The 21,740-nt window shown below is 61.5% G+C and carries 13 protein-coding genes; 5 read left to right on the top strand and 8 right to left on the bottom strand.

What is annotated here, in order from left to right:
* Positions 1–40: 40 nt before the first annotated feature.
* Positions 41–826 carry a dihydropteroate synthase gene (folP, locus tag CFBP4996_RS05130; RefSeq protein WP_080852162.1) on the bottom strand — a complete coding sequence of 262 codons (786 nt, stop codon included), beginning with the start codon at positions 824–826 and terminating at the stop codon, positions 41–43.
* Positions 827–1,005: 179 nt separating this feature from the next.
* Here folP and CFBP4996_RS05125 point away from each other — a divergent pair, with 179 nt between their 5' ends.
* Entirely contained in the window at positions 1,006–1,632 is a 627-nt protein-coding gene (locus CFBP4996_RS05125) for a DUF922 domain-containing Zn-dependent protease (RefSeq protein WP_020810826.1), read from the top strand.
* Positions 1,633–1,942: 310 nt separating this feature from the next.
* Here CFBP4996_RS05125 and CFBP4996_RS05120 read toward each other — a convergent pair whose 3' ends face one another.
* Together CFBP4996_RS05120 and CFBP4996_RS05115 are read right to left on the bottom strand one after the other, a co-directional pair.
* Positions 1,943–2,263 carry a 2Fe-2S iron-sulfur cluster-binding protein gene (locus CFBP4996_RS05120; protein WP_080852164.1) on the bottom strand — a complete coding sequence of 107 codons (321 nt, stop codon included), beginning with the start codon at positions 2,261–2,263 and terminating at the stop codon, positions 1,943–1,945.
* A gap of 130 nt (positions 2,264–2,393) precedes the next feature.
* Positions 2,394–2,762, bottom strand: a complete 369-nt coding sequence (locus tag CFBP4996_RS05115) for an Hpt domain-containing protein (RefSeq protein ID WP_080852165.1) — start codon at positions 2,760–2,762, stop codon at positions 2,394–2,396.
* 479 nt (positions 2,763–3,241) lie between these two features.
* Here CFBP4996_RS05115 and CFBP4996_RS05110 point away from each other — a divergent pair, with 479 nt between their 5' ends.
* Positions 3,242–9,595, top strand: a complete 6,354-nt coding sequence (locus CFBP4996_RS05110) for an apolipoprotein A-IV repeat region-like domain-containing protein (RefSeq protein WP_137396228.1) — start codon at positions 3,242–3,244, stop codon at positions 9,593–9,595.
* 113 nt (positions 9,596–9,708) lie between these two features.
* Here the strand turns inward: CFBP4996_RS05110 and CFBP4996_RS05105 are convergent, their stop codons facing one another.
* On the bottom strand, positions 9,709–10,626 hold the full coding sequence (locus tag CFBP4996_RS05105) for a PhzF family phenazine biosynthesis protein (RefSeq protein WP_080852167.1): 918 nt from the start codon (positions 10,624–10,626) through the stop codon (positions 9,709–9,711).
* A 303-nt stretch (positions 10,627–10,929) separates the two neighbouring features.
* Here CFBP4996_RS05105 and CFBP4996_RS05100 point away from each other — a divergent pair, with 303 nt between their 5' ends.
* Entirely contained in the window at positions 10,930–11,703 is a 774-nt protein-coding gene (locus CFBP4996_RS05100; RefSeq protein ID WP_020810264.1) for an NAD kinase, read from the top strand.
* Positions 11,704–11,724: 21 nt separating this feature from the next.
* Positions 11,725–12,225, top strand: coding sequence for a hypothetical protein (locus CFBP4996_RS05095; protein ID WP_080853178.1), 501 nt, complete (start codon positions 11,725–11,727; stop codon positions 12,223–12,225).
* Positions 12,226–12,252: 27 nt separating this feature from the next.
* On the opposite strand, the gene CFBP4996_RS05090 is transcribed toward CFBP4996_RS05095, so the two are convergent.
* From CFBP4996_RS05090 to CFBP4996_RS05075, 4 genes are all read right to left on the bottom strand, one after another.
* Positions 12,253–12,723: a cysteine hydrolase family protein gene (locus CFBP4996_RS05090; RefSeq protein WP_080852169.1), complete on the bottom strand. Its 471-nt coding sequence runs from the start codon at positions 12,721–12,723 to the stop codon at positions 12,253–12,255.
* 75 nt (positions 12,724–12,798) lie between these two features.
* Positions 12,799–13,930 (bottom strand): peptide chain release factor 2 gene (gene prfB, locus CFBP4996_RS05085; protein ID WP_161987956.1). Its coding sequence is split into 2 segments (ribosomal slippage): positions 12,799–13,860 and positions 13,862–13,930, totalling 1,131 coding nucleotides; the frame shifts between segments, so codons are not numbered across the junction.
* A gap of 98 nt (positions 13,931–14,028) precedes the next feature.
* Positions 14,029–16,476, bottom strand: a complete 2,448-nt coding sequence (locus tag CFBP4996_RS05080) for a penicillin-binding protein 1A (protein WP_080852171.1) — start codon at positions 16,474–16,476, stop codon at positions 14,029–14,031.
* Positions 16,477–16,804: 328 nt separating this feature from the next.
* Entirely contained in the window at positions 16,805–18,064 is a 1,260-nt protein-coding gene (locus CFBP4996_RS05075) for an N-acetylmuramoyl-L-alanine amidase (RefSeq protein WP_080852172.1), read from the bottom strand.
* 645 nt (positions 18,065–18,709) lie between these two features.
* Between CFBP4996_RS05075 and CFBP4996_RS05070 the strand changes: the two genes are divergently transcribed.
* Positions 18,710–21,604, top strand: coding sequence for an Rne/Rng family ribonuclease (locus CFBP4996_RS05070; RefSeq protein WP_080852174.1), 2,895 nt, complete (start codon positions 18,710–18,712; stop codon positions 21,602–21,604).
* The last annotated feature ends 136 nt before the right edge of the window (positions 21,605–21,740 follow it).

Genomic DNA, 21,740 nt, shown 5'->3' with positions numbered 1-21,740 from the left:
CGCGCCACCTTCGGGACACGGCATTCGGGCACTCGTTGATCTACGCATCGGCCTTTGCCGACGTTTTGGCAAGAACCGCATCGGCGATTGCCAGCGCATCGCGGGTTGCGGCAACATTGTGCACGCGAAAAATCGAAGCGCCGGCAAGCCTCAGGATCGCGGTGGTCGCAGCCGTTCCGATATCGCGTTCATGGGCCGCATCCCGGCCCGTCAGCGACCCGATGAAACGCTTGCGCGACGTACCGGCGAGAACCGGCAGGCCGAAAGCGGCAAGTTCGCCGAAACGCGCCATCAGCGCGACATTTTCGCTCTCGTCCTTGGCGAAACCGAAACCGGGATCGAGCACGACGGCGTCACGGGCAATACCCGCATCCTCGGCGATCTCCAGCGAGCGATTGAGGAATTCGAACTGGTCGACGATGACATCGGCAAGCTTCTGCCGGTCGCGGCCGGTATGCATGATGCACACGCCGGCGCGGGTGGCGGCGACCACGCCCGCCATCTCCGCGTCTTTCTGCAGGCCGAAGACATCATTGACGATATGTGCGCCCGCCCCGACCGCCAGCCGCGCTGTCGAGGCGCGATAGGTATCGACGGAAATCAGTACATCCGTCTCGCGGCGCAATTTTTCGATGACGGGAAGCACCCGGTCCTGTTCCTCGGCCTCCGTTACTACGGCCGCACCCGGCCGGGTGGATTCGCCGCCGATATCGATGATGTCAGCGCCCTCCTCCACACAGGTCAGCGCATGGGAAAAAGCCGCATCGACGGCGAGATAACGGCCGCCATCGGAAAAGGAATCGGGCGTTGCATTGACGATGGCCATAATACGGCCACGCCCATCAAGTTTCAGGGAGCGGCCATGGGCCGCTTGCCACGCGTTGCTGCCGGCTGTTATCACGTAACACGCGCCTTTCGGGAATAACGGAGTGTTATGCCAATTCTTATAAGTTCCGCTCCGCCTATGCAGCAAACCTTTTTCAAGTTCAACCGGAAGGCCGGGTCATGACCAAATCATCGCGTGCTCTTTGCGCCGCTTTAGCGGCCGCAGTGGCACTTTCCCTACCCGGATCGGCTTTTTCCGAAACCATCGTCCGCAAGACCTATTCCTATTTTTCGATCAGCGGCAAAACCGCCGCCGACCTCGACCAGCAGCTTTCCAGGCACGGCCCGCTGACGCGTAATACCGGCGCGCGCCATCCCGGCGCTACCGAAATCAAATTCGGCGGCGAGCTCACCTATGTCGAGAAAAACGGCCTTTGCAGCGTCGGAACGGCCAAAGTGGTGCTGAATACCCGCATCCTCCTGCCGCAATGGAAAAACCGTCGCCGCACCACGGCGGAACTGGCCTTCATCTGGGATACGCTGCTTGCCGATATCAAGCGCCACGAGGAGCGCCACGCGGAAATCGCCCGCACCCATGCCCGCTCGCTTGAAAGACAGCTGACGTCGCTTCGCCCGCAGAAAAGCTGCGAGACGCTGCAGGAAATGGTCGGCAAGATCACCCAGACGGTGATGGACGAACACGACCGCGATCAGTTGCGCTTCGATGTGGTGGAATCGAAAAATTTCGATGCCCGCATGACACGGCTTTTGAAGAACAGGCTCGAGCAGGGCCAGAACCGCCGCTGACGGTCGCTGGACGTACCTTCCCCAAATCCAAACGAACAACACGGGACATGACGTAACGTCATGTCCGATATCACCCGTGAATTCTCGTCATGGTGCGGCCGGCAAGACTCATTGTAGCTTGTTCATACGGTTTGAAATGGTTGCGGCCCACGGCGGGTCCGACGGTTGCAACCGTCTCCGGTTCTCCCGGTGCGCACTTGAGGGCTCGCAGGTGTTTCCTCCCTCGCCTGCATGCTGCGTACCCGCCTCGCCCCGCTCCCCGCTACCAGGTGAGCGGGGCTTTTTCTGCGTTTAGCAATGACGAAAGATTTCAGCCCTGACGTTCGGGAACATGAACGACGAGACCATCGAGCTCCTCGTTCATCTTGATCTGACAGGAAAGGCGCGAGGTGGGGCGCACGTCGAAGGCGAAGTCCAGCATGTCCTCTTCCATCGGCTCCGGTCCGCCGACACGCTCCGACCAGGCGTCGTCGACATAGACATGACAGGTCGCACAGGCACAGGCGCCGCCGCATTCCGCATCGATGCCGGGAATGGAGTTGCGCACCGCATTCTCCATGACGGTGGAGCCATTGCTCACGTCGAGTTCATGGGGCGTGCCGTCAAAGGCAACGATGGTCAGTTTTGTCATGCCGGAAATCCAAAATGTGATCTAAGAACTGTTCTAAACACATAGAAAGGCCGGTCCGCCTTGGCAACCCGCTTCAAGGGCGCACAGACGCAACCGGCCTTGCAAAATGACAAATTTGATGGGTTACACCTCAGCGGCAGAGCTTGAGGATGAAATTTTCGGCCTCGACGATGGTCGCCGCGAGTTTTGCTATCGCCGCGCTGTCATTGCCCTTGTCTTCCACCACGGCTGCGGCCGCGGAAACGGCCGCGGCGCCGACGGCCTGCGCAGACCCCTTCAAACGATGGGCCGTCGCCATGACGGCCTTGTCGTCGGCGCCTGCCATTTCATGCAGGGCGGCGCGGGCGTTGCGGCTGAAGAGTTGCAGCACTTCGATCTCCAGATCCTTGTCGCCCATCGTCTGCCGGGCGAGATGATCGAAATCGATCGGTTTTTTACCGGCGGCGGGCGCACCGCCGCAATTGTCGGGAGCTTCGAAAGCAATACTGACCGCTGCCATGGCTGAAATTCCTGTCTCGCCGTTTCCTGTTTCGTGTCACATCTGTGTCGTATTCACGCATCCGGGCCGCTGCTATCGGCTTAAATTACGGCGTGACGCGGGCGAAAATCTTCTGCTATGGTTAATTTATGTTAAACTTATGCGAAACAAGGCGTTCAGCGTGAAACTCAGGTTTAAAAACTGTTAAAAAGCCGACACTTCGCCACCGCCGCAAATCCGCATTAATTGTTTCGAACACCTAAATGTGTCACTACGGTACTGCCGTTCCCACGAGGCTTAAGCTCAAGCTTTGTTATTGCGGCACAGTGATGTAATTTCGCCCGAAAGCTGGACCACCAGCAATTCGGGATTTGGTAAATGGCGGAATTGTTCTCTCTTCAAGGGATAATGTTCCGCTGGCATGATGGCGGCAGTCCGCTTGCGGAACGCAAGTGGTCAACGGCATGAAGCCGGGCGTATGTGTAACGAGGCGTAACCGCATGGCGAATAACAAGATCAGCGACTCTGTCGACGAGACTGCATTTCAGGCGTTGGAAGACGCCCTGCAGCTTGGTGCTTTCGAAGAAAAGCCGGAGACGCGGAAAACTGCAGCGCCGAAGCAGCCGGAGGCCAGATTGAAGGAAGCAAGCAGACAGACCCCTGCTCCCGAGGCCGCCCGCGCGCCTGCCGAACAGACGCCCAGATCGCCCAATCTCGAAGCGGCCAATGACGGCTCCAAGCGCAGCCCGGCCATGATCCTGAAATCGCTGGAAGGCGGCTCCATCGGCGGCGCGCTGCGCAACGCCACGATCATGTCGGTCATCTGGGCGCTCGGCGGTCTTGGCATCGCACATCTTCTTTATGGCAACGCGCTGTGGAACATTGCCTCGCTGGCCGATCTCACCGCGATCCCCGGCCTGATGGCGATCGTCGTTGGCATCCTCGTTCCCATCATGCTGTTCTTCGCCTTTGCGATCATGATGGCGCGCGCCCGCGATCTGCGCAACGCCGCCCGTTCCATGGCCGAAGTCGCCCTTCGCCTTGCCGAGCCGGAAACGGTCGCGTCCGACCGCATCATGTCCGTCGGCCAGGCGGTTCGCCGTGAAGTCTCGGCCATGAATGACGGTATCGAGCGCACAATCGCCCGCGCGACGGAACTCGAAACCCTCGTGCATTCCGAAGTCAACGCGCTTGAGCGCAGCTATGCAGACAACGAACTGCGCGTGCGCAGCCTCGTGCAGGAACTGACCGCCGAGCGTGACGCCATCGTCAATCACGCCGAGCGTATCCGCTCCTCCATCGTCGGCGCCCAGGAACAGATCAAGGAAGAGCTTTCCATCGTCGGTGAAGAGCTTTCGATGCGGATCGCCACGACCGGCGAGGCTTTCGCCTCGATGATCGACACCCGCTCGGCCGCGCTTTTGGAAAAATCGCGCGCCTCGACCGAAGCGATGGGCAGCCTGATCGCCGCCAAGACCGAAAACCTGCTTCAGGCGCTGAATTCCTCCGGCGCGACGCTGTCCAACGAATTCGACATGCGCCTGCACAACCTCACCTCGACGCTGGATGAGCGCGGTGAAGTCCTGCTCGAGCGTTTCGCGATCCATGCCTCGACACTGGATAGCGGTGCGGAAAGCCTCAACAGCGCGCTTGAAGAGCGCACCCGCCAGCTCAACGAAACGCTGTCCACGCGCACGCTCGAACTCAACCGCAATATCGACCGCGGCCAGCAGATCATCGGCGGTTCGCTGGATACCGTTCTCGACAAGCTGTCCACAACGCTTGAGGAGAAGGGTCTCTCCTTCCGCCAGAGCCTGCAGAGCACGGCGGACGATGCGATCATGGATCTCGATCTTCGCTCCGGCCTCTACGAAGAGCGGATGCAGGCGACGGTCGGCCAGGTCAACTCTGCCTTCGACGAGCATGTCGCGCAGTTCGCCAGCGCCTTCGACCAGCGCGCCGGCAGCCTCGACAGCAAGCTGATGGAAAGCCTCGCCCGCATCAACGAGACCGTTGCCGGCGGCTCCGAAGCGCTCGACACCATGCTGAGCGCCGGTCTGGAGCGCATCGGCACCACCATGACCGATCAATCGCTGGCGCTCGCAACCGCGCTCGGCACGGGTCAGGAAATGCTGGAAAGCGCGCTTGAAAGCCGGACACAGGCCTTCAGCGACGCAATCGGCCAGCGTACCGCCGAAATCACCGATGCCTTCACCAGTTCGCACGAGAAGATCGACGCCGTGCTGGCGGAGCGCAGCAATGCCCTGTTCGGCGCACTTTCGGCCAGCCAGAACCGTTTCGACGAAGCGCTCGCCAGCCGTTCGATGGCGATTACCGGCTCCGTCTCCGGCACGGCCGAACGTCTCGCCGCCATGCTCGACGAACGCGCCGCCGCGATCAACAACGTCGTCGCCGATGTCGAGCGCCGTCTTGCCGAAACGCTCGAAACCCGGGCGGCGGCCATCACCGGCGCGGTTTCCGGCATCGAGGACCGCATTTCCGACACACTGGAAAGCCGCACGGCTGCCCTGCATGACGTCGTCTCCGGCGCGGAGAGCCGTATCGCCGATACGCTTGACGGCCGCACTGCCGCGCTTTCCAGCGCCATTTCCGGCGTCGAGGAACGCATCGCCGACACGATGGACAGCCGCACGCTGTCGCTCGACATGACCTTTGCCAATGTCGAGGAAAGACTTTTCGAGACGCTCGACAACCGCACCTCTGCCCTCACCGGCATTGTCGCAAGTGCTGAGGAAAAGATTGCCGGCGCGCTCGACAGCCGCACGGCAACCTTCGGAGACGTGGTCGCCGGTGCTGAAACCCGTATCGCGGAAACGCTGGATGGCCGCACCGCAGCCCTCAACGCCGTGGTCTCCGGTGCCGAAGAACGCATCGCCGATGCGCTCGACAGCCGTACCATGGCGCTCGACATGGCATTCTCCGGCGCGGAAGAAAAAATCGCCGAAGCGCTCGACACCCGCACCGCAGCCCTTGGCGAACTGGTGGCCGGCGCCGAGACCCGTATTGCCGGGGCGCTCGACAGCCGAACCGAGTCGCTGAAGACCGTCGTTTCCGGCGCGGAAGAGCGGATCACCGATGTGCTCGACAGCCGCACCATGGCGCTCGATATGAGCTTCTCCGGTGTCGAGGAAAAGATCGCCGATATTCTCGACGGTCGCACCACAGCGCTGCATAATGCCGTTTCCGGTGTCGAAGACCGCATTGCCGGCGCGCTCGACAGCCGTACTGCGGCCCTCTCGGGCATCGTCTCCGGTGCGGAGGAGCGCATCGCAGACGCGCTCGACAGCCGCACCATGGCGCTCGACATGGCGATTTCCGGCGTCGAGGACCGTATTGCCGAGGCCATGGATGCCAGAGCATCGTCGCTTTCGCTTGCCGCAGCCGGCGTCGGCCAGCGCCTCGAAGCCACCGCATTCACGCTTGAAAACGCGCTTGCCAGCGGCCATGAGCGGCTCGAAACCATGCTCGGTTCGCAGGCTGAACGCATTGCCGGATCGCTGGAGCGCAATAGCGGCCTGATCGAGCAGAGCGTTTCGGGCGCGGCCAACCGCATCGAAAGCGTTGTCGAAGACGGCAGCACCCGTTTTGCCCAGACGGTGGAAGAAGGCGTGTCCCGCCTCGAAAGCAATCTGTCGCAATCGCATGAGGATATTCGCACCGCGCTCGATCAGCGCCAGGCGGATCTTGCCGCGACGCTCAGCTCTGCCACGACCCAGATGGGCGACATGCTCTCCGAACAGGCGATGATGATCGGCACCACGGTCGCCTCCAGCGCCAGCATGCTCGAACTGTCGCTCGAAACCCAGCAGGAAACGCTGCAGAAGGCAATCGACGGCAGCGCGCAGACGCTGGAAGAGCGCCTGCGCAACAGCGCCGGCGACATCGCCGTCAAGATCGGCGAGGCTGCCCGCGAAATCGGCGGTGCGACGGATGCCCTGTCCTCGAAAATCGAGACCTCTATCGGCAATGTCACCACCCGTCTCGACGAGACCGGCGCCCGTATCGAGACCTCGCTCGATACGCTGCAGGCACGCGTCGGCGGCGATCTGGCCAATGTAAACACCTCGATCGAAGATGCCGGCCGCCGCTTTGCCGAAGCGCTGGAAGACAAGACGGCCGTCTTCGCCCGCACCAGCGACGAGGCAGCCGAGCGCATCACCGGTATTCTGGACGAACAGACCACGCGTGTCGCGGACACGTTCGAAAACCGTACCAGCCGTCTGGCAGAGACCTTCGATACCGGCACGGCCCGCATCGATGAACGCCTCGGCACCATGGACCGGGCGTTGACCATCGGTCTTGAAAACGTCAACCGCACCATTGAAGGCAAGGCGAGCGATCTCGCCGTCAGCCTGCGCGGCGCGGTCACCTCCGCCACCCAGAGTATCGGCGAAGAAGCCGTGCGCTCCACCTCCCTTCTCGCCAAGTCCGGTTCGGAATTCGCCGAACAGGTGCAGGCGCAGAACGAGGCCTTCACCAAGGCCATCGAGGAACGCTCCGGCGAGATCGTCAACCGCATTTCGGATGCCCAGACCCGTCTTTCCGGTCAGGCCGCCGCCGTGGCTCAGACCTTCTCCGAGGCGGGCAACATCATCGTCAACAAGGTTGCCGAGGCTGAAGCCGTCGTTCGCTCTCAGGTCGGCGTCATTTCCGAGACGCTCACGGGTGTCGAATCCGCTCTGGACGCCCGCGGCGAATCCATCCGCTCGGCGCTGGACAACCGCACCCGCGAACTCAACTCGATGCTGGCCAGCCGCTCCGCCGAGCTTTCGCGCCTGATCGAGGAGAAAGCCAAGCCAGTCGTCGACGAATACGCCACCATCGGCCGCGAAGCCGCCGAAAAGATCGTTTCCGCAGCCCAGCAAAGCGCGGACCTTCTGTCGCAGAGCAACAGCGGCATGGTCGGCATGGTGGAACAGGCGATCAGCGACTACGCCGCTGCCGGAACGGATGCGGCAAGCAAGCTCGTCGCGGCCACCCGCCAGAGCACCGACATGCTGTCCGAGACGCATACGGCCATGGCGGACGCCGTCGAACAGGGCATCGACAAATATGCCCGCGCCGGCAGCGATGCGGCCAACAAGCTGGTGGCCGCCACCCGCCAGAGCACGGATATGCTGTCGCAGACCCATAACAGCATGGCGGAAATCGTCGAACAGTCGGCAACCAACTTCAATTCCGCTGTCGAGCGCGCCGCACAGGGCTTCGGCGCGGCAGACGAGGCATTGAACGCCTCGGCGACCCGCTTCTCCGAATCCGCCTCGCAGGCCGCCGACATGGTGTCCAGCTCCAGCCGTCTGCTCGAAGGAAAGATCGACCGCCTGTCGAATATTTCCGGCCAGACGCTGGCGCAGGTTGCCGGCATCGTCGGCCGTTTCGAGGAACATTCGAAGGTGCTGAGCCAGGCTTCCGAGCTCCTCAATGCCGCACAGTCGAGCCTCGTCGGCACGCTGGAGGAGCGCCAGGACGCGCTGCGCAGCCTGTCCGTCGGCCTCGTCAAGCGTTCCGAGGAAATCGAAAGCGCCATGCGCAACGTCATCGGCGTGGTGGAAACCACGCTCAACGAGGCCGAGGAGCGTTCGCAGAACGTCGCCGGTAATCTGCGCGACAATCTGCAGGCCTCCTTCTCCGATATCGGCCGTTCGCTCGATGAGACCGAACAGCGCGCCCGCTCGGCGGCACAGACCATGCGGGGCGCCCTGCTCTCCGCCGGTCAGGATGCCAGCCGCTCGATTGAAAGCACGCTGTCCGACGCGCAGAAATATTCCGACGAGCTGGTCAACCGCCTGCGTGGCGGTGTCGAATCCTCGCTTTCGGAAGTCGACAATCTTCTCGGCAGCGCCTCGGAAAAATCGAATGCCGCCGCAGCCAGCCTCAAGGAAACTTTGCGTCAGGCCGTGGAAGAAGCCGTCAGCCGCTTTGCCGGCGCGACGGACGAAATCCGCCGCTCGAGCCACGATATCCGCCGCGAACTGGATGCGACCCGTGCGGAACTGAAGCGCGGCGCCTTCGACCTGCCGGAAGAGGCCAAGGAAAGCGCTGCCGCCATGCGCCGCGCCGTTTCCGAACAGATCAAGGCCCTGCAGGATATTTCCCAGCTCGTCGGTCGTTCGACCCACCAGATGGAAGTCTCCGAACCGGTCGCCCGCGCCATAGCCGCAACCCAGCCGGCAGCCGAGCGCCGTGTCGAGACGCGTCCGCAGCCGGCAGCTCCGGCTCCGGTTCAGCAGCAGCGCCCGGCCCAGCCGCAGCCTGCTCCCGCACCGGCCGCATTGCGCGGCACCCTGCCACTTGAGAACCGTCAGGTCGAGAGCCGTCAGACGCCTGCCCCGGCCCAGCCGGGTGCTCCGGCCGGACGCCGCGAAGAAGGCGGCGGCTGGATCAGCGATTTGCTGCGCGGCGCATCACAGGAAACGCCAGCGGCGTCCGCACCACGCGCCGGCGCGGAACAGCAGCCGACCCGTGCGGCCGACACCCGCAATCCACGCCACATGGTGGAATCGCTGAACTCGCTCTCGGTCGACATCGCCCGCGCCATCGATCACGATGCCTCCGTGGAGCTGTGGCGTCGCTACCAGCGCGGCGAGCGCGACGTCTTCACCCGTCGCCTCTATACGCTGAAGGGTCAGACGACCTTCGACGAAATCAAGCGCAAATATGAGCGGGAAGCGGAATTCCGCACCGCCGTGGACCGCTACATCACCGATTTCGAGAAGCTGCTTGCCGACGTGGCCCGCACCGACCGCGACCGGACCGTGACACAATCCTACCTCACCTCCGATACCGGCAAGGTCTATACGATGCTTGCCCATGCGGCGGGCCGGTTCAACTGAGCCGATTGACGCTGAAATGACAAAACCCCGGTCAAGACCGGGGTTTTTCTTTTGGCTCTGCTCGCTGTTTCATCGCTCCTCGAAGACATCGAACTGAGCGAGTGACGCTGAAATCAAATCTCGAACGTGCCCGAAGCAACGCGCACCGCGTGGCCGCCGATGCGGGCGCGGGCGATTTCGCCGTCCTTGATGTCCATGCGCAGGTGGATATGGGACGGTCGTTCCATCTCCACGCCCTGCTCGATGAGCAGCGGATAATGGCCGTCGGTCAGGCCATCGAAATGGTGGATGGCGCCGGAAAGGGCGGCGGCGGCAGAACCGGTGGCGGGGTCTTCCGAAATGCCCATATCCGGAGAGAACATGCGAGCGTGGAACTTCGCCGCGTGATTGACGCCGCCGCGACAGTAGATATAGGCCGCCGTCAGGCGTCCTTCGACCAGTGGCGCGGTCCGCAGCCAAAGATTGGCATCGAAATCCATGTCCCTGATGGCGGCGATATTGTGCAGCGGTACGATGAGGAACGGTACCCCGGCCGTCCAGATCGACGGTACATGGTTTTCAAAGCCGAGATGCGCCTCGCTGACGCCCAATGCATCGGCAAGCGCGGTGTGATCGAGCGGCAGCTCGACGCGGGACGATTTGCGCGGCAGGTCGAATTCGGCGAAGCTGACCGCACCGGCGCGCATCTTCACCGCACAGCGCACCGGACCCACCTGCTCTTCCAGCACGCAGACCATATCGATATCGTCATCGCCCTCGCCGCGATTTCGCTCGGCGATGGCCACCGCCGCGCCGACTGTCGGATGGCCTGCGAAGGGCAATTCACCCGATGGCGTGAAGATGCGCAGCGAAGCCGCATGGGCCGGATTGCTGGACCGGTTGACGAAAACCGTCTCGGAGAGGTTCATTTCCCGCGCTATCGCCTGCATCGTGGCCTGGGGAAGATCGTCGGCGTCATACATGACCGCCAGCGGGTTTCCCGCCATTTTCGTCTCGGTAAAGACATCGTAGATATCGTAGTTCAGCGCCACATCCGTCTCCTGCCACTCGTCATTCCGACTGCCTTGGCAAACTGCATCAGGCCGTCCCGCATCGCAACCCTTGTCGGCGGGCGCAAATCAAGAAGCTGTGGACCGGAGCGGTGCGGTCCGCCGCCAGGGAACGCCTGCGTCTTCGAAAGGCCTTGTCGCCAGCCGCCGTCTTCATGTACCAAGGGTGCGTCTGGCGGCTTGATATCGACCTCCCTGTTGAGGTTTCAAGATTTCGAGCCGCTTCAACGGGTTACAGCGCCTTGCGTGGACGGTTTCCGGTCTGCGCGTTGTCGAGGGAAGCGGATGTCGCATTCTACCTATTCACTGTCCTTCGTCGCCTCCGCAACCGAGGAGGCGCAGACGGCGCTGAAAGAGCTGAAAGGCATTTATGGCGATACGCCGTTCGAAGAGGCGGAAGTGATCGTCGCGCTCGGCGGCGATGGCTTCATGCTGCAGATTCTCAACGAAACGATGAATTCCGGCAAGCGGGTCTATGGCATGAACCGGGGGTCCGTCGGCTTCCTGATGAATGACTACCGGGTGGACGGCCTGCTGGAGCGCATCGCGGTGGCGAGCGGCAACGATTTCCATCCCCTGCGCATGACGACGACGGATTCCGACGGCGACGAATTTACGGCACTTGCCATGAACGAGGTCAGCCTGTTTCGCCAGTCGCATCAGGCCGCGAAGCTTCGTGTGGAGGTGGACGGCAAGGTGCGGCTTGAAGAATTGATCTGCGACGGCATGATGGTCGCAACGCCTGCAGGGTCGACAGCCTACAATTTCTCCGCCCATGGACCGATCCTGCCGCTGGAATCGCCGCTGCTTGCGCTCACCCCGGTCAGCGCTTTCCGGCCGCGGCGCTGGCGCGGCGCACTTTTGCCGAATAAGGTAACAGTCGATATTCATGTTCTCGAACGCGACAAGCGCCCTGTGAATGCGGTGGCCGACCACACCGAGGTGAAATCCGTTCGTCACGTTCGGATCGCACAATCGCAGGACAGGACGGCCAGAATTCTCTCGGATCCGGATCGTTCATGGTCGGACCGGGTTCTCGCCGAACAGTTCAACAATTGACGCCCACAATCGACAATGGCCATGCAACTGACAAGACCTATCCTCGCCGCCTTTCTTTTCGCCGCCGCCGCGCTTCCCGCGCGGGCGCAGACGGAAGCGATTGACGCGCTGCCGGTTTCGGCGATCTTCGTCGTCAGCAGCGGCATGTGGGAAGATCGCAATCTTGAACCGGTGAAAGGCCCAGACGGGCAGTTGCGGCCGCCGCCTGCCTCGCCCACGCGCGGCTATTACAAGGTTATCGCCATCCGCCAGGGCGACGGCACGGCGAAAATCTACCTTCAGCGCATCGTCTTTACCGCCGAAGGGCCGAATCTCCTGGAAAATATCGAGCTGGAAGAATTCAGCCAGATGAAATCCTATGTCACGGATATTCGCCCCGAAAGCTCGAATGGCGCCCCCGCCTCGCCCGGCCTGTTCGTGACCGTCTACCTGAAGACGGACCCGATAGCCAAGGAAGCCGAAAGCTGGACGATCCTGATCGACGAGCTGGGCGAGATGAAGATCGAGAAAGCGTCCAACTGATCGGCCCGATGCCCGGGCCGGGCAAGGTTACGCTTGCAGCGCCTCTGGCCCGGCAAGAACCGCACCGAAATGATGTTTCCACAATCTCGCACCGAGTTCACCGCTGCGGTCGAGACTGGAGCCCACCGTCAGCCACGGCAACAACGTGGGATGCAGCCCCGCATCGAAGAGGGCAAAACCGGCGGCCAGCACGCAGGTATCGGCCTGAATGCCGCAGACCAGCACCCTGTCGAGTTTCAGCGACAGAAGATGGTCGATGACCTCCCGGGGTGGCGCATAGCCGTGTTTGATGAAAACGCGATCTGCCGCAACAAGCGACTCGTCGTCCCTGCCCGGTTTCCAGCCGAGTTGCCGCTCGAAGGGTGTCACGCTTTCGTCATGGCGCTCGACGGTGGCGATGCTGGGCATCGTCAGGGCGAGAGCGGATATTTCCGCCACCAGCGCAGCCGGCGGATTGAAGCTTGGCTGGACGTCGACGATATAAAGCGCCTGTTTCATGCTTGTCCTCCAACGAAAAACCCCTCGCAATGGGTTTGCGAGGGGTAATCTTTTTCAATCGACGCGCTTGGCGCGTCAGTCGATATCCGCGACTTCCACATCCGCGCCACCGCTGATGCGATGCGCGAGGGCCGCTTCCATGAACTCGTTCAGATCGCCGTCCAGCACGTTGCCGGGTGCGGTGCTTTCCACGCCCGTGCGCAGGTCCTTGACCAGCTGGTAGGGCTGCAGAACGTAGGAGCGGATTTGGTGGCCCCAGCCGATATCAGTCTTGGATGCGGCCTGGGCGTTTGCCGCCTCTTCCCGCTTCTGCAGCTCCACCTCGTAGAGGCGCGCGCGCAGCATGTCCCACGCCTTGGCGCGGTTTTTGTGCTGGGAACGCTCCTGCTGGCAGGCAACGGCAATACCGGTCGGAATATGCGTGATACGCACGGCCGAGTCGGTGGTGTTGACGTGCTGGCCGCCTGCGCCGGACGAACGATAGGTATCGATGCGGCAATCGCTCTCGTTGATGTCGATCTGGATCGAATCGTCGACGACGGGGTAAACCCAGACGGAAGAGAACGATGTGTGGCGACGGGCATTGCTGTCATAGGGCGAAATACGAACGAGGCGATGCACGCCCGATTCCGTCTTCAGCCAGCCGAAGGCATTGTGGCCCTTGACGAGGATCGTCGCGGACTTGATGCCGGCTTCTTCGCCGTCGTGAACTTCGAGCACCTCGACCTTGAAACCTTCGCGGTCGGCCCAGCGGGTATACATGCGCAGAAGCATGTTCGCCCAGTCCTGGCTTTCGGTGCCGCCGGCGCCGGAATGCACTTCGAGATAGGTATCGTTGGTATCGGCTTCGCCTGAAAGCATGGCTTCCACCTGACGGCGGTTCGCCTCGCTCTTCAGCGCCTTCAATGCGTCTTCGGCGTCCTTGACGATCTCGTCATCGCCTTCCATCTCGCCGAGTTCGATCAGCTCGATATTGTCCTTGAGCTGCTGCTCGAGCGCCTTGACGCCATTGATGCTGTCATCCAGCTGCTGGCGTTCGCGCATCAGCTTCTGGGCTTCAGTGGCATCGTTCCAGAGGGTCGGGTCCTCTGCCTTGTTATTCAACCAGTCCAGTCGTCTTATCGCCTGGTCCCAGTCAAAGATGCCTCCTCAGCAGGCTTATGGCCTGCTTGATTTCGTCGACTACGTTCACGATTTCATTGCGCATTTCGCTGGTTCTTCACCTTCATTGAAACTCGTTGCTCAAATAAATGCGGGGGGCGCGGATGTAAAGACCCGCGCCCCCGCCAAACGTCATGAGTGATATCAATAAAGACCGCCGCCACCGCCGGTGATGGCCTGCTGCGCCTGCGGCGAGGTCTTCAGAATGTCTTCCTGCGACATATATCCGTCATCGCCGATGACAGAGAAGGTGGAAGCAGGACCCGTGCCGGGCTTGAAGGCTTCCATGATGGTATCCGGCTCGCCCTCGACCGCCGCCATGCCGGTCTTGCGGTTGACGGCGACGAAGTTCATGCCGCTCGGTACGATGAACTTGCTCGGCTCCATGTGCTTGGCCGCATCGGAGATGAACTCGCCGAAGATCGGCGCCGACAGCGAGCCGCCGGTGCCGCCACGGCCGAGCGGTGCGGGCGAATCGAAACCGATATAGAGGCCGGCGACCATGTCCGGCGTGTAACCGACGAACCAGGCGTCCTTTTCATCGTTGGTCGTGCCCGTCTTGCCGGCAACCGGCAGATCGACCTTGATCTTGCCCGCCGCCGTGCCGCGCTGCACGACGCCTTCCAGCATCGAGGTCGTCTGATAGGCGGTCATCGGGTCGAGAACCTGTTCGCGATTGTCGACGATGACAGGCTCATCCTGGTTCTGCCAGCTTGTCGCGTTGCAGCCCTCGCAAGCGCGCTCCTCATGCCGGAAGATCGTCTTGCCGTAGCGGTCCTGAATGCGGTCGATCAGTGTCGGCTTGATCTGCTTACCGCCATTGGCGATGACCGAATAGGCCGAGACCATGCGCATCACGGTCGTTTCACCCGAACCGAGCGACATGGACAGAAGCGGCGGCATCTTGTCGTAGATGCCGAAGCGTTCGGCATATTCCGCGACCAGATTCATGCCCATATCCTGCGCCAGACGCACCGTCATGAGGTTACGGGATTTCTCGATACCGAGACGCAGGGTCGACGGGCCGGCGGAACCGCCGCCGTAATTCTGCGGCTTCCAGACCTGATTGCCGGAAACGACCTCGATCGGCGCATCGAGAATGACCGACGCCGGCGTATAGCCGTTATCGAGCGCCGCCGCGTAGATGAAAGGCTTGAAGGAGGAGCCCGGCTGGCGCATCGCCTGTGTCGAGCGGTTGAATTCCGACTGCGCATAGGAGAAGCCGCCGACCATGGCCAGAACACGGCCGGTATGCGGGTCCATCACCACCATGCCGCCCTGCACTTTCGGCGGCTGGCGCAGGCGATATTCATTGCCGGAATTGGAAAGCGGCTGTGCATAGATCACATCGCCTGCCGCCACGACACCGACCGGCGACTTGGCGGTCGCCTTCTTGCCAGTCGCATCGCGGAAAGCCCAGCGCATGTTTTCAGCGGAGATATGGCCGCGCGTGCGCTTGTCGCCATCTTCCGTTTCCGTGTCCGGCTGTACGCCGATATCGACGCCATCGGCAGCGACGGCGAGCACCACGGCGACTTTCCATTCCGGAACGTCGCGCAGGCCCTTGACCTTGGCGAGCGCCGCCGTCCAGTCACCCGCAGTCTCGATCTTTTCGACGGGTCCGCGGAAACCGCGACGCTCATCATATTGCACGAGACCGTCCTGAAGCGCCTTGCGTGCCTCCATCTGGATCTGCGGATCGAAAGAGGTGCGGACCGAGAGCCCGCCTTCGAGAAGCGCTTCCTCGCCGTATTTCTCGACGATCTGGCGGCGAACTTCTTCGGCGAAATAATCGGACGCGAAGATATGCGCGCCACCGCGACGCAGATTGACGCCAAGCGGCTGCTTTTTGGCGTCCGTGGCGTCGGCGACCGTGATGTAGCCGTTTTCGGCCATGCGGTCGATCACCCAGTCGCGACGCTCGAGAGCCGCCTTTTCGCGGCGGATCGGATGGTAATTGGCCGGACCCTTCGGCAGCGATGCGAGATAGGCGGTTTCCGCAATCGTCAGTTCCGTCACCGATTTGTTGAAATAGGTGAGCGCCGCGCCGGCTATGCCGTAGGAATTCAGGCCGAAGAAAATCTCGTTGAGATAAAGCTCGAGAATCTTGTCCTTGGAATAGGTCTGCTCGATGCGGAAGGAGAGAATGGCTTCCTTGAGCTTGCGGTCGATGGTCTGGTCGTTGGTCAGAAGGAAGTTCTTCGCCACCTGCTGGGTGATGGTGGAGGCGCCGACCGGACGGCGGCCGGAGCCGAGATTTTGGATATTGACGAGAATGGCGCGGCCGAGGCCGAAGACATCCACACCCGGATGGTTGTAGAAATTCTTGTCTTCCGCCGAAAGGAAAGCAGCCTTCACGCGGTCGGGAATGGCCTGGATCGGCAGGAACAGGCGTTTTTCATGCGCATATTCCGCCATCAGCGCACCGTTGCCGGCATGCACGCGGGTCGTCACCGGCGGCTCATAGGTGCTCAAAACTGCGTAATCCGGCAGGTCTTTCGTCACGCCGTGCAAATAAATCGCACCGGCGGCGGCGGCGCACAGGAAGAGCACGCTGGCCAAGCCGAAAAAGTATCCAATCAGTCTGATCATACCAAGCTACCGATAATTCGAATCGTAACCATCAACGCCCGACGATATACGGGCGCATCCTTGCATATCGCGTGCCGTTTTGCACACCATACCTTCGATGACAAGCCGGATACGGCAGCATTCGCTGATATGTTACCGGGCGGCAGGCCCGCAATCGCGCTGCGGACGCTTTGCGGATCGCCACCGAATCCGCTTTCCGAGTAACGCGGCGAATGTGAGTAAAATAGGGCTTCGCCTTCGTAATCGTCCGCAAGACCCAAGAATTGAACAGCTTTTCGACGGTCAATGGCAGGGCGGCAACAGCATTGCCGCTCCGCCGGCTGGCCTCTCAGCCGCCATTTGCCATGGCCTTGGCGCGGTATCGCCCAACGGCGGTTGCCAGCGTATCGGCCACCTTCTTGCGCCATTCCCCATCGAGAAGCAGCTTTTCGTCTTCCGGATTGGAGAGGAAACCGAGTTCCAGCAGCACCGACGGCACATCATGGGCGCGCAGCACCATGAAACCGGCGTAACGGTGCGGATTGTTGATGAGCCCTACCTGCCCCTCGAAGGAGGAGACGATGTTTTCAGCCAGCGTCACCGAAAAGGCCTGCGTTTCACGGCGGGTGAAATCGAGAAGAATATCGGCGACCTCCGGCGGCTCGCTGGAGGCAGCGACGCCCGCGATCTGATCGGACTTGTTTTCGCGCTCCGCCAGTTCCTGCGCCTGCCGGTCCGATGCCCGGTCCGACAATGTATAGACGGTCGCGCCCCGGATGCCCTTTTGCTTCAACGTATCCGCATGAAGAGAGATAAAGAGGTTGGCATTGTTCTGGCGGGCGATGGTCACCCGTTCCGACAAGGCGAGAAAGGTATCGGAATCGCGCGTCAGGAAAGCCCTGATGCCGGGTTCGCGGTTCAGCCGCTCGGCAAGTTCCTTGGCGAAAGTCAGCGTGATGACCTTTTCCTCGGTGCCCGTGGTGCCGCCGGTGGCGCCCGCATCGATGCCGCCATGGCCGGCATCGACCGCGATGACGAATTCCGCTGGCCGCGACGTCTTGTCATCCGGCGTGATCGCGGCAGTCGTCACCGGGGCCGGCGCCTGCCACTGCTGATCCTTCACCAGTTCCGCGAACTTGCCCTTGGTGGTGATTTCCGTATCGAGCACGAAATGGAAAGACTGGCCGTTATCGGTCTTTTTGGTTTCGGCAACCGCCACCTGGACCGGCTTTTTCGCCGTCAGCACGATGCGGGCGCTGTTCTGCCCCATGCTGCCGAAACGGATATCCGAAAAAAGACCGGTCGGCTTCAGGTCGGATGCGGGGAAGCTGAAATTCACCGCCGGAAAGTCCACAACGATGCGGGCGGGCGAATCGAGATAGTGAACGTCGAATTCCGGCTCTTCGGCGAAGTCGAGAACGATGCGCGTGCGCGCCTCATCGCCGATGATCCGCGCCTGATGGACGACGAGCGGCTCCACCGCATGGGCTGCCGGCGCGGCGGAAACAGAGGCGACGACGGAAAATGCCAGAGCCGCCGCAAGCCGCGCGATTCGCGCGCCAAGCCGCCCTCTCCCACCGAATATCGCTGCGTTGCGCGTGAAATTCATGGTCTTCAAGAAATTCCGTATTTCAGTCATTTTCGATAAACGGCGAGGAAAAACGCCGGCAACAGTGCCGTTTCGACCACGCCGTACGATAGTTTGCGCGTTTGCGCCCCACAATCGCAGGCCTTGGTGAACCAATTGTTAACCCGGAAATTCCACCAATAATATGGCATATTTAGCCAGCCTATTGCTATTATGACAGAGAAAACATACAACACGGATGAGGGTTAAAAGTGTTGACGGGATAGATGCCCGCCGGCTGCCAATCGAAAAAGACGCTGGCGCTGCAAATCGGGCAATCATCTGCCGTCGTTACATTTATCCTGAAACTCGATCAATTCCGGCCGTGGCCGGAGACCTACCCGGTGGCGCTGCCACCGCCGCTCTGAGGAGAGCAAATTCATCGGATCCCAAGGGGTCTATATATTATTGTCGTTCCGCCTGGCCAATGATGTCGCAGCAGTTTTCACATGAACCGGATACCAGGAGCAGGCCAAGCGCCTCGCCGTCGGTCCGGATGCTGCCAGTTTACAGACGCCCGGCAGGAGACTTCATTTCCGGCACATCCTTGCACTCATATGAAAGGCTCGTCCGTGTGGCGGGCCTGTTCTCGTATAAAACAAGGCTGCGCCGAGGAGCACAGCTTACATGGCAGACAAAATGCTTATCGACGCCTCCCACGAAGAGGAGACACGCGTAGTCGTTGTCCGTGGGAACCGGATCGAAGAATTCGATTTCGAATCGGAGCACAAGAAACAGATCCGCGGCAATATCTATCTTGCCAAGGTTACGCGCGTTGAGCCTTCCCTCCAGGCGGCCTTCGTCGACTACGGTGGAAATCGCCACGGCTTTCTCGCTTTTGCGGAAATCCATCCGGATTATTACCAGATCCCGCTCGCCGACCGTCAGGCCCTCCTGAAAGCGGAAGCCGAGGATCATCGCCGCAGCGACGATTTCGAATCCGCTGACGCACCCGAGCCCGGCGCCCCCATGATCGACCTTTCGCAGGTGGATCAGCCGGATGTCGGCATTGTTTCCGCCAGCGAAACCACTGAAACGGTCGTCGTGGAAGAGACTGCGCCTGCCGCAGAAGAGGTTTCCGGAGAAGCGGCCGTCGAGGCCGTAGCCGAAGAAGCGCCCGCCGAGGAAGAAAAGCCGAAGAAGCGCACCCGTCGCCCCCGCGCCAAGAAGAAGACAGCGGAAGAAGAAGCCGCAGCGGTCGAGACCGCCGAAGCGTCTTCTGAAGACGACGGCAGCGCCGGCGGCGAAATGGCCGCCATGGTCGATACCGACACGATTTCCGAGGAAGTCGAGGGTCTTCGCCGCGGCAATGACGATGATGACGACGACGATGACGATCACCACGAAAAGGAAGTGATCGAATCCGTCGGCGCCGAAGACGCCATGGAAGAGGTTCCGGACCGCGTCGCCCGCAAGCCGCGCAAGCAGTATCGCATTCAGGAAGTCATCAAGCGCCGCCAGATCCTTCTGGTGCAGGTGGCCAAGGAAGAGCGCGGCAACAAGGGCGCGGCGCTGACCACTTATCTGTCGCTTGCCGGCCGTTATTCCGTTCTGATGCCGAATACGGCGCGTGGCGGCGGTATTTCCCGCAAGATCACCCAGCCGACCGACCGCAAGCGCCTGAAGGAAATCGCGCGCGATCTGGAAGTGCCGCAGGGCATGGGCGTCATTCTGCGTACCGCCGGCGCAAACCGCACCCGCGTCGAAATCAAGCGCGATTTCGAATATCTGATGCGTCTGTGGGAAAATGTCCGCACGCTGACGCTGAACTCCACGGCCCCCTGCCTCGTTTACGAGGAAGGCTCGCTCATCAAGCGTTCGATCCGCGATCTTTACAACAAGGATATCGGCGAGATCATCGTTTCGGGCGAAGACGGCTATCGTGAAGCCAAAGACTTCATGAAGATGCTGATGCCGAGCCACGCCAAGGTGGTTCAGCCTTACCGCGACATTCACCCGATCTTCTCGCGCTCCGGTATCGAAGCCCAGCTCGACCGGATGCTGCAGCCGCAGGTCACGCTGAAGTCCGGCGGTTACCTCATCATCAACCAGACGGAAGCGCTGGTTTCCATCGACGTCAACTCCGGCCGTTCGACCCGCGAGCATTCCATCGAGGAAACCGCGCTGACGACGAACCTCGAGGCGGCGGAAGAAGTGGCGCGCCAGCTGCGCCTGCGCGATCTTGCCGGCCTTGTCGTCATCGACTTCATCGACATGGAAGAAAAGCGCAACAACCGCGCTGTCGAGAAGAAGCTCAAGGATTGCCTGAAGAACGACCGCGCCCGTATTCAGGTCGGCCGCATCTCGCATTTCGGCCTGCTGGAAATGTCGCGCCAGCGCATCCGCGCTTCGGTGCTGGAATCGACCACGCAGGTCTGCCAGCATTGCGGCGGCACGGGCCATGTTCGCTCGGAATCCTCCATCGCCCTGCATGTTCTGCGCGGCGTTGAGGAATATCTGCTTCGCAACACCACCCACAACATCACGGTGCGCTGCACGCCGGAAACGGCACTTTACCTGCTCAACCACAAGCGCGGCACGATCGTCGATTATGAAGGCCGTTTCGGCGTGTCGATCATCATCGCTGCTGACGCCGGCGTCGGCGCGCAGCATTTCGCCATCGATCGCGGTGAAGCCGTCGAAAATCCGGTGAAGATCGAAAGCCTCATCCAGATGCTGCCGAACTTCGTGGAAGAGGAAGACGATTTCGTCGCCGAGGTGGAAGAGGACGAAGACGAGGAAGAAATCGTCAAGGCGCAGACCTCCGAGCCACGCCAGCAGCAGCAGGGCGACAATGGCGAGGAAGGCAAGCGCAAGCGCAAGCGCCGCCGCCGCCGTCGCGGCAAGGGCGGTCAGGGCGAGCAGAACGGCGCGCTCGACGCCCAGTCCGGCGATGGAGAAGGCGATGATGCCGAAGGTGACGACGATGGCGTCGAAACCGATGAAGCCGATGCTGAAACCGAAAACGGTGCAGCGGAAGCCGTAACCTCCGAAGAGGACGGCAAGCGCAAGCGCCGCCGTCGTGGCAAGCGCGGCGGACGTCGCAACCGTGCGGAAGACGAGGCTCTCGATGCCGCCGGCTCGGAAGCCGAAGGTGAAAGCGAAGAGGCTTCCGCCGAAGCATCCGTAACCGAAGAGCCGACTGCCGCCGAGGTGGTGGAAGGTGCGGTTGCCGAGGTCGCGGAAGAGGACGTGCCGAAAAAGCCGCGCCGCACCCGCAAGGCAAAGGCCAAGACTGAAACCGAGGAAGCGCCGAAGGCCGAAGCCGTTGAAACGGTGGAGCCGGTGATCGTCGAGGAAACCGTCGTGGACGTGGCCATTGAAGAAGTGGGTGAGGCTTCGGCCGATCTGGCTTCGGAAGCGGAAGCACCGGCCACGGAAGAAAAGGTCCGCGCGAACCGGGGCAGCAATGTCTCGAGCTCGGAGCCGGTGGTCACCTCTTCCGGTTCCTCCACGCCCGCCGATGGCGACGAGCCGAAGCCCCGCAAGGGCGGCTGGTGGCAGCGCAAGGGCTTCTTCTGAGAGAAGCCACATCCTGAATAAAAGACGCCCGCAACGATGTTGCGGGCGTTTTCTTTTGTCGATGCAAAGAGCGGGTGTTTTTTGAGCCGCTGACATTTCCTCATTCCTGCGCTTGTCACAGGAATGAGGAGTGGGA

This window comes from Agrobacterium leguminum, assembly GCF_005144435.2.
Taxonomy (GTDB): Bacteria; Pseudomonadota; Alphaproteobacteria; order Rhizobiales; family Rhizobiaceae; genus Agrobacterium; species Agrobacterium leguminum.
The sequence above is the reverse complement of the archived record's forward strand: the minus strand, read 5'-3'. Positions and strand labels throughout refer to the sequence as shown.